Genomic DNA, 12,000 nt, shown 5'->3' with positions numbered 1-12,000 from the left:
GTTTTGGAAGAATAAGAGAATCAGGCGTTGTCAACAGCGACGCTATCATTGCTGGTAGCATCCGGAGTGCTTAGACTGGCTGCTCCAACTGCCGCTGGCTGGCGCCGGGGCGGCCCGGCCCGCGGCCGGCGGCCCCCGCCTTGCTGCTCGCGGCTTTGCGCGCGGCAGCCGTATCAGCTGCTTTCGAAGCGGCCTTGCGCGAGGAGCTGCTTTTGCTGCTCCGGCTGCTGGCATCGGCGGCGTCCGTGGCGGCTGGGGCCGGCAGGTTAATATCGGTGGTGCGGCCGGGGGCGATAGAATCGTAGTGCCGCACAATGGTGTGCAGGGCCTGCTCAAACATGCGCTCGGTATCCACATCGAGGCGGCGGGTAGCTTCCTTCACCACCTCTTTCAGCTTGTCCTTCGTTTCTTTGCGGATGCGGGCCACTACTTCGCTCATGCGCACGTCGAGCTCGCGTTGCAGCTGCTTGGCCGCCGACTTAAGGCTCTGCTTCTGGCTGGCTTTCTTTTCAGCGCGGTCGTCGGTTAAGTGTTTACTGGCGCGGCGACCGGCTTTATCAGCCTTGCGTTGCGCTTTTTCCTCCGGAGTGCGTTTGGCGCTGGCGGCAGTTGCCGTAGCTTCCGTACTGTTTTTTTTGGCCATGAGTAAAAAAGGGTTTTGGAAAGGAGTAGAGGAGGTGAATTAGCTGCGGCGTGCCAAATATAAATTTAATTTAACTGGCAAACGCTAAGGGGTGTTTATTTGTTAGAAAACCCTGTTGTTTTTTGCCGCATTTTCTTCGTTAATCAAGCGTTACTTTTAAATCAGGCCAAGTTGTGTGCACATGCGCGCAATGAGTATTTCGGCCCTTGCGATGCAGTAAATAGCATCTGCATTGATTATTAATTCACAATGAGCTCTCTCCCAAAGCGTTATACCGTAACTGCTGCCCTGCCTTATGCCAATGGGCCGGTGCACATTGGTCACCTGGCCGGCGTATATCTGCCCGCCGATATTTACGTGCGCTACCTGCGCGCTCAGAACCGAGACGTAAAATTTATTTGCGGCTCCGATGAGCACGGCGTACCCATTACCATCAGGGCCCAGAAAGAGGGGGTTACGCCCCAGCAGGTAGTGGATAAATACCACGCCATTATCCGCGACTCATTTAAGGAGTTCAACGTGTCGTTCGACGTGTATTCGCGCACTTCATCAAAAACTCACGCCGAAGTTTCCAGCGATTTTTTCAAGAAATTATACAGCGAGAATAAATTTATTGAGCAAACCACGCAGCAGCTTTATGATGAGCAGGCCGCCCAGTTTCTGGCCGACCGCTACGTGGTGGGCACCTGCCCTAATTGTGGCAACGAAAATGCCTACGGCGACCAGTGTGAGCGTTGCGGCACGTCGCTTAGTCCGACGGAGTTAATTAATCCGCGCTCTATGCTCAGCGGCAATACGCCGGTGCTGCGCGATACCCGGCACTGGTTTTTGCCCCTCGACCAATACGAGCCCTGGCTGCGTGAATGGATAATTGAGGGCCATAAAAATGACTGGAAAACCAACGTGTATGGTCAGTGCAAATCCTGGATTGACCAGGGCCTGCATCCCCGAGCCGTAACGCGCGACCTCGACTGGGGCGTGCCCGTGCCGGTACCCGGTGCTGAAGGTAAAGTATTGTACGTGTGGTTTGATGCCCCTATTGGCTACATTTCCGCTACCAAGGAAGGCTTCCCCGATGAGTGGGAGAAATACTGGAAAGACCCCGAAACCAAACTGGTGCATTTTATTGGCAAGGATAATATAGTATTTCACTGTATTATTTTTCCGGTAATGCTGAAAGCGCACGGCGAGTATATTTTGCCGGATAATGTGCCGGCCAACGAGTTTTTAAATCTGGAAGGCGATAAAATCAGCACCTCGCGCAACTGGGCGGTGTGGCTGCACGAATACCTCGCTGATTTTCCGGGGCAAGCCGATATATTGCGCTATGTGCTGTGCGCCAATGCGCCCGAAACCAAGGACAACGATTTTACCTGGAAGGATTTTCAGGCCCGGAACAATAACGAGCTGGTGGCTACGCTTGGTAATTTTATAAACCGGGCGGCGGTGCTCACGCAAAAGTTTTTTGAGGGCAAAGTGCCCGAGCGCGGCGAATTGACGGAAATCGATGAAGAGGTATTCCGGCAGCTGGCCGAATTTCCGGCGCGGGTCGGCGACCTTATTGAAAACTACCGCTTCCGCGACGCCCTGGCTGAAGTACTAAACCTGGCCCGGCTCGGTAATAAATACCTGGCCGATACCCAACCCTGGCACCTTATTAAAACCGATGCGGCCCGCACGGGTACGGTGCTGCACGTCGCCTTGCAGGTAGCGGCCGCGCTGGTGCCACTGCTCACCCCCTTCCTGCCCGAATCGGCGGGTAAGCTGGCTGCCATGCTCAACTTCGAGCCCGGCGACTGGCAGAGCGCGGCCAGAGCTACGCAATTGCCCGCCGGGCATCAGCTGCGGGAGCCCGCGCTGCTATTTGCCAAAATCGACGACAGCGTGGTGCACGCGCAGGTGCAGAAGCTGCTCGATACCAAGCAGGCCAACGCCCTGGCTGCTACGCCAGTTGTGCCCACCAAGGAGAACGTCAGCTTCGACGAATTCGGTAAAATGGACTTGCGCATCGGTACGATTGTCGCGGCCGAAAAAGTGGCCAAAACCAAGAAGCTGCTGAAGCTGACTATCGACACCGGCCTCGACCAGCGCACCATCGTCAGCGGCATTGCCGAATCGTTTATTCCGGAGGCGCTGATTGGCCAGCAGGCCATGGTATTAATAAACCTGGCGCCCCGTGAAATTAAAGGAATTCAAAGTCAGGGCATGTTGCTGCTAGCTGAAAATGCCGACGGTACGCTGGCCCTGATGCAGCCCGGCAGCGCAGTGCGCAACGGCAGCCCGATTTTGTAGTCTCGGCAATTATCGAAAAAAGAACGTCATGCGGAGCTTATCGCAGCATGACGTTCTTTTTTTGAGGATAGTAGCTATTTCACATTTACGCTATTCATGGCCCGCTCCAGGCCAAGCGCCCCAAAGGCCAGCACGGCTTCGCCGGCTTTTTCGATGCGTAGCGGTAAGTCAAGCTGCTCATCTACCGAAAACGGGTTGAGTACGTAATCTACCTGCCGCCCTTTCGGAAAATTCGCATCGACGCCGAAGCGCAGCCGCGCATATACGTCGGTGCCGAGCGTGGCCTGAATATCCTTCAGGCCATTGTGTCCGCCCGCCGAGCCCTGGCCTTTCAGGCGCAATTTGCCAAAGGGCAGCGCCAGGTCGTCGGTCACAACCAGCATATTCTCGACGGGTATTTTCAGCGTGCTCAGCCAGTGCGCGGCGGCTTTGCCACTCAGGTTCATAAAGGTGGTAGGCTTCACCAGCACGTAAGTGTGGCCCTTGCTTTTAAACTCAGTGGTAAATGCATGTCGCCCCAGCCCAAAGCGCGGAGCTTCGAATTTAGCCGCCAGGTAATCGGCCACCATAAACCCGATATTGTGGCGCGTACTGGCATATTCGGGGCCGATGTTGCCAAGGCAAAGAATTAAGAAGACCACTGATTAGTACGGATTTTAACGAATTTCGAGAATTTTGTGGACGATTGTCACCGTCCGGGGCGCTGCCATAAGCCCAGGCCAGCAGCCTCTATTTAACGAAAAAAGCCACCCCGAGAGGTGGCTTTTTACTTACGGAATAACGGCGCTAACAAAATCCGTGAAATCCGTTAAAATTCGTGCTAATCAGCGGACTTATTTGCCGGCGGCCATTTCGCCTTTAAGCGCGCGCGGTACGGTTACGGTAGCAATCGGCGCCTGGGCACTGGTCAGGATGGTGTAGTTGGTGGGCTTAACCGCACCTACTTTCACCGATTTGCCCAGCTCGAGGGTGCTGATATCAACTTCAACGTAGTCGGGCAGGTTTTCGGCCGCCGCCTTCACCTTCAGCTTGCGCAGCTTGCTGGCCAGCTTACCACCGGCCAGTACGCCCGGCGAAACGCCAACGTACTTCACGGGATATCCATCTTCACTTCTTTGCCGTCCTCAATCTCCAGGAAGTCAACGTGCAGCAGCATCTCGTTCACGGGATGGAACTGGGCATCCTGCACAATGGCGCGGTAGTGCGTGCCTTCCACGTTCAGGTCCACGATGTGAGCCTCCGGGGTATACAGCAATTCGCGGAACAGAATAGCGGGCACCGAGAAGTGCACCGTGTCTTTGCCACCGTACAGTACGCACGGCACCTGCGCATCGAGGCGCAGCGCCTTCGCGTCCGTCTTGCCGAGATTCGCTCTTTTAAACCCTACAATCTCCAGGCTTTTCATAAAAGAAGTTGATTTGGAATGAATTATCCGCCGGGCAACCCTTACCAAACGGGCCGCAAAGGTACGGGCTTAGGGCGGGAATAGCAACCTTAGTTTGAGGATTTACCGTGACCAAGCTATGATAGCAAGGCAAAAGAGATCCCATAGTACTGCTACTGAAAAAGTAATAAATGCAGTTAATCGTAGGACTCCACGGGCGAACGTATTTGCTGCGAAGACTCAGTGTAAACCCCAGGTCAGCAAGCCAATCATCAGCACAAGTAACACAGCAATAAGTATTTGGTTGAAAAGCAAAACCTATTACATTGAAAATTCAGGTATAGTGAGTATTCCTGTCCGCTAGCTAAACAGCGAGCTGATGCTCTCGTGCGTCACCACGTTGCGAATAGCGGCGGCAAACAGCGGGGCTAGCGAAATCACGCGCACCTTCTCGTTTTCCTCGCGCTGCGGAATGGTATCGGTGGTAATCAGCTCGGTGAGTTGGGAGGCGCGAATGCGGGCGTGGGCCGGGCCGCTGAGCAGCGGGTGCGTAATCACGGCGCGTACCGAGTTGGCACCGCGCTCCATCACGAGGTCGGCGGCTTTGCAGATGGTGCCGGCGGTGTCTACCATGTCATCCACAAATACGACGTCCATGCCTTTTACATCGCCGATTACCTGCATGGAGGCAATCTCGTTGGCCCGCAGGCGCATCTTGTCGCAGACCACAATCTCCGCCCCGAATTTCTTGGCAAAGGCGCGGGTACGTACCACGCCGCCCACGTCGGGCGAGGCAAATATCAGATTTTCCAGATTAAGCGACTTGATGTAAGGCGCGGTAACGGTGGCTCCGTCGAGGTGGTCGACCGGAATATCGAAAAAACCCTGTATCTGGCCCGCGTGCAGGTCGCAGGTCATAAGCCGGTCGGTACCCACGCTTTGGATAATATTGGCTACCACTTTGGCCCCGATGCTCACGCGGGGCTTATCCTTGCGGTCCTGGCGGGCGTAGCCCATGTAAGGCATCACAATATTGACTTTGTGAGCCGAGGCGCGCTTGCAGGCATCCACCATCAGCATCAGCTCCATCAGGTTTTCGGAGGGCGGGAAGGTGCTTTGTATAAGAAACACCTCGCAGCCGCGCACGCTCTCGTCGAAGCTCGGGCTCAGCTCGTTGTCGGCAAAACGCTGCAAGGTGAGGTCGCCCAGCGGCTGGCCATAGGATTCGGCAATCTTCTGAGCCAGTTCCAGAGAGGCGCTACCAGCAAATAGTTTAACGTGCGGGTCCATAATAACGGGAAGATAAAAACAAAAAAGCCTGTCATTCTGCGCATATGGCAGAGATGACAGGCGGCGATGGGAGAGAAGTAAAAAGCGGAAGGCGCTGACTTACTCCCGGGAGGGAGAAGCCAGCGCCTTTACTAAAATTGTCGAGCGTTGTCGAAGTTGTCCGACCAGGGCTCGAACCTGGACTTTCTTGAATCAAAATCAAGCGTGTTGCCAGTTACACCATCGGACAATTTCCCTTGTGGCGGTGTGCCGTTCGGGGCTGCAAAGGTACTACGAGAATAATACGAGGCAAGAGATAGGTAAAAAAAAATTTAAAAAGTGCTCCGGCAGCGAGTGGGGGCACTTTGCGCCAGGTTAAGGCACAGGCCCGGTTCATGTAAGCTACAGCTTTGAAAAGACGGGTTTGAATCGTACTTTTGCACCCTCAAAAGCGTATTAATTTAGTAAAACCTAGTAAAACCCAAGCAAATGGCGAATTCGGGCAAAATCACCCAGGTTATCGGCCCCGTGGTAGACGTGAGCTTCGCGGGCGAAGGCGACCTCCCCAACATCTTCGACGCCCTGGAAGTAACCAAAGACAACGGCCAGGTCGTGATGCTGGAATGCCAGCAGCACCTGGGCGAAGACCGGGTGCGCACCATTGCCATGGACTCGACCGAGGGCCTGACCCGTGGCGCCGCCGTGCGCAGCCTGGGCCATGCCATCACGATGCCGACCGGCGACGGGGTGAAGGGCCGCTTGTTTAACGTTATTGGCCAGGCAATTGATGGCATTCCGCAGCCGGTGAGCACCGGCGGTCTGCCCATTCACCGCAACGCTCCCGCGTTCGAGGACTTGGCAACCTCTTCGGAAGTATTCTTCACCGGTATCAAAGTAATCGACCTGCTCGCTCCGTATGTAAAGGGCGGTAAGATTGGATTGTTCGGGGGGCCGGCGTAGGCAAGACCGTACTAATTCAGGAGCTTATCAACAACGTGGCCAAGGCCTACTCGGGCCTGTCGGTATTTGCCGGCGTGGGTGAGCGCACCCGTGAGGGTAATGACCTGCTGCGTGAATTTATCGAAGCCAATATCATCCGCTACGGCGACGCCTTCAAGCACTCGATGGAAGAAGGCGGCTGGGACCTGTCGAAAGTAGACATGGTGGAGATGGAAAAATCGCAGGCTACGCTGGTGTTCGGCCAGATGAACGAGCCTCCTGGAGCCCGCGCCCGCGTGGCGTTGTCGGGACTGACCATTGCCGAAAGCTTCCGCGATGGCGACGGCACCGGCGCTGGCCGCGACATCCTGTTCTTTATCGACAACATCTTCCGCTTCACGCAGGCAGGCTCGGAAGTATCGGCGCTCTTGGGCCGGATGCCGTCGGCTGTGGGCTATCAGCCCACGCTGGCTACCGAGATGGGGGCCATGCAGGAGCGCATCACCTCGACCAAGCGCGGCTCGATTACCTCGGTGCAGGCCGTGTATGTGCCCGCCGATGACTTGACCGACCCGGCCCCGGCCAACACCTTTGCTCACCTGGATGCCACGACGGTACTGAGCCGCAAAATCGCCGAGTTGGGCATCTACCCGGCCGTTGACCCGCTCGACTCGACCTCGCGCATCCTCGACGCTACCATTCTGGGCGATGAGCACTACAACACTGCTCAGCGCGTGAAGGAGATTTTGCAGCGCTACAAGGAGTTGCAGGACATCATCGCCATCTTGGGGATGGACGAGCTGAGCGAGGAAGACAAGCAGACGGTAAACCGCGCCCGCCGCGTGCAGCGCTTCCTGTCGCAGCCCTTCTTCGTGGCCGAGCAGTTCACCGGCCTGCAGGGCGTATTGGTTGACATCAAGGACACCATCAAGGGTTTCAACGAAATCATCGACGGCAAGTACGACCACCTGCCCGAGTCGGCCTTCAACCTGGTCGGCAACATCGAAGATGCCGTAGCTAAGGGCGAGCGCCTGATGGCGGAAGCCAAATAAATTTTTTAAATGTGGAAAATGTGGGAAGGTGGTAGATGTGAAAATTGATTTTCTATCGACCACATTCCCACATTTTCACATCTATCACCTTCCCACATTTAAAAACTATGCACTTAGAAATCATCACTCCCGACCGGAAAGTATTTGAGGGCGAGGCAAGCGCGGTGCGGTTTCCGGGCACCGATGGCTCGTTTGAAGTGCTTAATAACCACGCTCCCCTGATTGCGGCGCTAAAGGCGGGCGACGTAACGGTGACGGGCGCGGGCGGCGGCACATTTCACATCAGCGGCGGCATCGTGGAGGTACTACGGAATAGCGTGATTGTGCTGGCTGAGTCGGCTTCGGCCTAGTAAATTGTTTAGTAGGATAAAAAAGGGCGCTCGCGCTGGCTACGGCCGGTGCGAGCGCCCTTTTTTATTTGGTAGAATAACAAAAAAATAGTAAAAGTAATATATATATTAAATACGGTCGCGCCTGGCCTCAGCAATAAGACAAAGCTATAGCCGGCCGATAGCGAAAATTGCTAGTTACACTGGCCAGACCGTGTGGGTTAAGAAGGGCCGCCCTACCTTCGTGCTCCTATGAACCTGACCCCGATTCACCCGAAAGTTACCCCGATTTACCAGACCTCGGTCTTCAAGTTTGCCTCGTTGGCCGAGCTGGAAACCTACTACACGACCCCCGACCACGGCGGCATGTACGGCTATTCGCGCTCCGAGCATCCTAATTCTGACGAGCTGGTGACCGAGGTGGCGCGGCTCGAAGGAGCTACCGGGGGTGGGGTAGCTACCGGCGCCGGACTGGCGGGCTTGCTGGCGGCCGTGCTGGCCACCTGCCAGGCCGGCGACCATGTATTGTGCCCCGCTGAGCTATATGGTGGCTCGGTAGTACTGCTTTCCCAAGAGCTGGCCCGCCTGGGCATCGAAACAACTTACGTGCCGCTGACCGAGCTCTACGACGTGGCCCGCCACCGCCGGCCTACTACCAGGCTGGTGCTGGCCGAGGTGCTCAGCAACCCGCTGCTAACGGTGCTTGATGGCCCGCGCCTGGCTCGTGCCTGCCAGCAGCAGGGGATATTATTGCTGATTGACAGCTCTTTTACCTCACCCATTCTGACGCAGCCCCTGAGCTGGGGAGCCGACTTGGTGTGGCATTCGGCTACCAAATACCTGGCCGGACACTCCGACACCACGGCGGGCGTGGTAGTGGCCCGCGACCCTGTCTTGGGCAAGCGCCTGCGCCAGGTAGCGGGTAGCCTGGGCCTGATGTTGGCCCCGCTCGATAGCTGGCTGGCCGTGCGTGGCCTCAAAACCCTGCGCCTGCGCATGCGGCAGCACTCCGAGAATGCGCTGCTGGTAGCCCGCTTTTTGGCCGAAAGCCCGGCCGTAGCGCAGGTATTTTACCCCGGCCTCGCAACGCATCCCGGCCATGTGCTGGCGGCGCACGAGCTGCTGGGCGGCTTATTTGGGGGTATGCTCTCAATACGACTAGCCGACGACTCAGCGGCGGCTGTCGATGCCTTTGTGCAGAAAAGTAAGCTGTTCCCGCTGGCCCCCTCGCTGGCGGGCGTGCAGTCGTCGTGCTCGTACCCGGCCGCAACCTCGCACCGGGGCCTCACGGCCGAGCAGCGGCTTGCGCTAGGCATTACGCCGGGCGTGATACGCCTGAGCGTAGGAATCGAAGAGCCCGCCGATTTATTGGTTGATTTGAAGCAGGCGCTGGGGTAGCGTCGAAAGCGCGCTGGGCCAGCCCACTGCCAGACTGGCCCAGCGGGCTTTACCAAGCCGCGGCTATCCGCCCAACTCGAGAAAACGCATCACTACCAGCCCATACGCCCAGGCTGCCGACCTTTGCCGCATGCATACGCTTGAAGAGTTGCGGTCGGGTAAGCTGGCTGGTAGTACCCGGCTTGATTTATCGGCTAATCTGACGGAGTTTCCCGAAGAGATATTCAGCCTGGCGGATACGCTGGAAATCCTGAATCTGTCGGGCAACCGGCTTTCGGCGCTACCCCCTGACCTAAGTCGCTTGCACCGGCTACAAATTCTTTTTTGCTCCGATAACCAGTTTACTACCGTGCCCGAGGTGCTGGGCCGGTGCCCAAAGCTCAGCATGGTGGGCTTTAAGGCCAATAAAATCCGCACCTTGCCAGCGGCCTCGCTGCCACCTGCGCTGCGTTGGCTGATTCTTACGGATAATCAGCTCGAAGCCCTGCCGGATGAAATCGGCCATTGTACGCAGTTGCAGAAGCTGCTGCTGGCTGGCAACCGGCTACGCCAACTGCCTCAAGCTTTGGCTAACTGCATCCATTTGGAGCTGCTGCGTGTTGCGGCCAATCAGCTTACTGAGCTGCCCGCCTGGCTACTAGCCATGCCGCAGCTCACGTGGCTAGCCTACGCGGGCAACCCCTTTTGTGATGAACTGGAAACAGCTGCCGTGGCAACGCATCCCATTCGCGCTATCGCCTGGCAAGAGCTGGCCCTGGCGCAGCGACTAGGAGAGGGAGCCTCGGGCGTTATCTACCGGGCGCAGTGGCAGCCCGCTGGTTTGGCGCCAACGGCGGTGGCCGTGAAGCTTTTTAAAGGAGCAGTCACGAGCGACGGCCTGCCGCACAGTGAGATGTCGGCCTGCATCAGCGCGGGCACTCAGCCTAATCTGGTTGAGGTTGAAGGTAAAATTAGTCAGCATCCGGCAGGCGTCGAAGGCTTGGTGCTTGGGCTGATTGACCCGGAATTCAGCAACCTAGCCGGTCCGCCCAGCCTGGCTACCTGCACGCGAGATGTATATTCAGAAAACTCTATTTTTAGTCCGGAAGTAACTGTGCGGCTGGCGCATGGGGTGGCTTCGGCGGCGGCTCACCTGCACGAGCGCGGCATTATGCACGGTGACCTCTACGCGCATAATATTCTGGCTACGCCGGCCGGCAACGCGCTGCTGAGTGATTTTGGTGCCGCGAGCTTCTTTGACCCGGCTGCTCCCGAAGCTACTGCCTTACAGCGCCTGGAAGTGCGCGCCTTTGGCTGCCTGCTCGAAGAGCTGCTGGCCCGCTGCCCGGCCGCCATAGTTGGTAACATGCCCCAAATGCTGGCTTTGCAGCAGCATTGCATGCAGCCGGTAGCGGCCAGCCGGCCGTTGTTTGCCGACATTGTTCGCCTGCTGGATGGGGTACGGTAAGACATGGAGCTTGCTCCGAGCGGCATCTGCGCCCCGTCATCAGGTGCAACCAGTAAGTGAGCTGCCAACTTAAGGCCGCTTACAGAAGTGCTTTAAGTTAAGAATCAGGCAGTGAGTGCCTCGCGCAGGGCTTTGGCTACCCGTCTCAGCTCCTCTTCGCCCATAGCGGTGCCGCTGGGCAGGCACAGGCCCCTGGCAAAAAGGTCGGCGCAAACCTCGCCACCGTACATGGGCGCACCGGCAAAGAGCGGCTGTAAGTGCAAGGGCTTCCAGAGCGGCCGGCTCTCGATATTACGCGTTTCGAGGTGCTGGCGAATGGTTTCGGGCGTTGCTGCGGTAGCCTCATTATCGAGCAGTAGGGTGGTAAGCCAGCGGTTGGAGAGGCTGCCGGCCGGCTCGGTAGCGGGGGCCACGGCCAGGCCCAGCAGGCCGGCGAGATGCTCGCGGTACCAGCTGAAAATCTCGCGGCGGCGCTTCACACGGTCGGGCAACAGCTCCATTTGCCCGCGGCCAATGCCGGCCAGCAGATTGCTGAGGCGGTAGTTGAAGCCAACCTGCGAATGCTGGTAGTGCGGGGCCGGGTCTTTCGCCTGGGTAGCCAGGAAACGGGCTTTCTCGGCCAGCGTGCGGTCGTAGGTAACGAGGGCACCGCCCCCGCTGGTGGTCAGAATCTTATTGCCATTAAACGAAAAAACGCCAACCCGGCCAAAGCCGCCCAGCGGCTGGTGCTGCCAGAGCGAGCCGAGGGCTTCGGCCGCGTCTTCCAGCACCGGCAGCTCAAACTCAGCGGCCAGCGCCAGGATTTCGGGGAGCCGGGCGGGCATGCCGTAGAGATGCACTAGCAGCAAGGCTTTAGGTTTTTTACCTTGGCTGATACGGTCTGCAATCGCTTCGCGCAGGCGCTGCGGGCAGATATTCCAGGTAGTATTCTCGCTGTCAATGAATACCGGCGTAGCACCGCAGTACAAAATAGCATTGGCCGAGGCCACGAAGGTAAACGAGGGGCACAACACTTCGTCGCCCGCTCCTACGCCCAGCAGTAGCAGACCCAGGTGCAATGCCGCTGTGCCCGAGGTAAGGGCCACGCAATAAGGCACGCCCACCGCGGCGCAGATATCGGCCTCAAAACCATTGAGATTAGGCCCGACCGGAGCTACCCAATTGTCTTCTACTGCTTTATGCAGGTAGTTTAATTCGTGGCGGCCCAGGTGGGGAGGCGAGAGGTAGATGCGGTCCATATGATTAAC

Annotated in this window: 8 protein-coding genes, 1 tRNA gene and 2 pseudogenes; 5 read left to right on the top strand and 6 right to left on the bottom strand. The window is 57.3% G+C overall.

The window, feature by feature from the left end:
• Positions 1 to 70 precede the first annotated feature (70 nt).
• A complete protein-coding gene (locus tag GKZ67_RS13415) occupies positions 71 to 643 on the bottom strand; it encodes a hypothetical protein (RefSeq protein ID WP_173243093.1) in 573 nt (190 codons plus the stop codon).
• A gap of 249 nt (positions 644 to 892) precedes the next feature.
• Here GKZ67_RS13415 and metG point away from each other — a divergent pair, with 249 nt between their 5' ends.
• Positions 893 to 2,935 (top strand): methionine--tRNA ligase, encoded by a 2,043-nt coding sequence (metG, locus tag GKZ67_RS13410; RefSeq protein WP_173243090.1) that lies wholly within the window; start codon positions 893 to 895, stop codon positions 2,933 to 2,935.
• A gap of 74 nt (positions 2,936 to 3,009) precedes the next feature.
• Here metG and pth read toward each other — a convergent pair whose 3' ends face one another.
• The 4 genes and pseudogenes from pth to GKZ67_RS13390 form a co-directional block, all read right to left on the bottom strand.
• Positions 3,010 to 3,576 carry an aminoacyl-tRNA hydrolase gene (gene pth, locus GKZ67_RS13405; RefSeq protein ID WP_173243087.1) on the bottom strand — a complete coding sequence of 189 codons (567 nt, stop codon included), beginning with the start codon at positions 3,574 to 3,576 and terminating at the stop codon, positions 3,010 to 3,012.
• Positions 3,577 to 3,768: 192 nt separating this feature from the next.
• Positions 3,769 to 4,340 (bottom strand): annotated as a pseudogene (locus tag GKZ67_RS13400) (50S ribosomal protein L25/general stress protein Ctc).
• Between the two features lie 339 nt (positions 4,341 to 4,679).
• Positions 4,680 to 5,609, bottom strand: coding sequence for a ribose-phosphate pyrophosphokinase (locus GKZ67_RS13395; protein WP_173243084.1), 930 nt, complete (start codon positions 5,607 to 5,609; stop codon positions 4,680 to 4,682).
• A 156-nt stretch (positions 5,610 to 5,765) separates the two neighbouring features.
• Positions 5,766 to 5,838: transfer RNA gene (locus GKZ67_RS13390), tRNA-Gln, on the bottom strand.
• 239 nt (positions 5,839 to 6,077) lie between these two features.
• Here GKZ67_RS13390 and atpD point away from each other — a divergent pair.
• The 4 genes and pseudogenes from atpD (at position 6,078) to GKZ67_RS13370 (ending at position 10,753) form a co-directional block, all read left to right on the top strand.
• A pseudogene (atpD, locus tag GKZ67_RS13385) lies at positions 6,078 to 7,579 on the top strand (F0F1 ATP synthase subunit beta).
• Positions 7,580 to 7,686: 107 nt separating this feature from the next.
• Positions 7,687 to 7,929: an ATP synthase F1 subunit epsilon gene (atpC, locus tag GKZ67_RS13380; protein ID WP_151089449.1), complete on the top strand. Its 243-nt coding sequence runs from the start codon at positions 7,687 to 7,689 to the stop codon at positions 7,927 to 7,929.
• A gap of 231 nt (positions 7,930 to 8,160) precedes the next feature.
• Positions 8,161 to 9,306 carry a trans-sulfuration enzyme family protein gene (locus GKZ67_RS13375; RefSeq protein ID WP_173243080.1) on the top strand — a complete coding sequence of 382 codons (1,146 nt, stop codon included), beginning with the start codon at positions 8,161 to 8,163 and terminating at the stop codon, positions 9,304 to 9,306.
• A 130-nt stretch (positions 9,307 to 9,436) separates the two neighbouring features.
• The gene (locus GKZ67_RS13370; RefSeq protein ID WP_173243077.1) at positions 9,437 to 10,753 is read left to right on the top strand and encodes a leucine-rich repeat-containing protein kinase family protein; all 1,317 of its coding nucleotides are present in this window, start codon (positions 9,437 to 9,439) and stop codon (positions 10,751 to 10,753) included.
• Positions 10,754 to 10,857: 104 nt separating this feature from the next.
• On the opposite strand, the gene GKZ67_RS13365 is transcribed toward GKZ67_RS13370, so the two are convergent.
• Positions 10,858 to 11,991 (bottom strand): DegT/DnrJ/EryC1/StrS family aminotransferase, encoded by a 1,134-nt coding sequence (locus tag GKZ67_RS13365; RefSeq protein ID WP_173243074.1) that lies wholly within the window; start codon positions 11,989 to 11,991, stop codon positions 10,858 to 10,860.
• Between the last annotated feature and the right edge of the window lie 9 nt (positions 11,992 to 12,000).

It is taken from the genome of Hymenobacter sp. BRD67 (genome assembly GCF_013256425.1).
GTDB lineage: Bacteria > Bacteroidota > Bacteroidia > Cytophagales > Hymenobacteraceae > Hymenobacter.
The sequence above is the reverse complement of the archived record's forward strand: the minus strand, read 5'-3'. Positions and strand labels throughout refer to the sequence as shown.

What these genes read in the sequence shown, in the direction of transcription:
- GKZ67_RS13415 (WP_173243093.1), bottom strand. Translation starts at nt 643, where the DNA reads ATGGCCAAAAAAAACAGTACGGAAGCTACGGCAACTGCCGCCAGCGCC.
- metG (WP_173243090.1), top strand. Translation starts at nt 893, where the DNA reads ATGAGCTCTCTCCCAAAGCGTTATACCGTAACTGCTGCCCTGCCTTAT.
- GKZ67_RS13395 (WP_173243084.1), bottom strand. Translation starts at nt 5,609, where the DNA reads ATGGACCCGCACGTTAAACTATTTGCTGGTAGCGCCTCTCTGGAACTG.
- atpC (WP_151089449.1), top strand. Translation starts at nt 7,687, where the DNA reads ATGCACTTAGAAATCATCACTCCCGACCGGAAAGTATTTGAGGGCGAG.
- GKZ67_RS13375 (WP_173243080.1), top strand. Translation starts at nt 8,161, where the DNA reads ATGAACCTGACCCCGATTCACCCGAAAGTTACCCCGATTTACCAGACC.
- GKZ67_RS13370 (WP_173243077.1), top strand. Translation starts at nt 9,437, where the DNA reads ATGCATACGCTTGAAGAGTTGCGGTCGGGTAAGCTGGCTGGTAGTACC.
- GKZ67_RS13365 (WP_173243074.1), bottom strand. Translation starts at nt 11,991, where the DNA reads ATGGACCGCATCTACCTCTCGCCTCCCCACCTGGGCCGCCACGAATTA.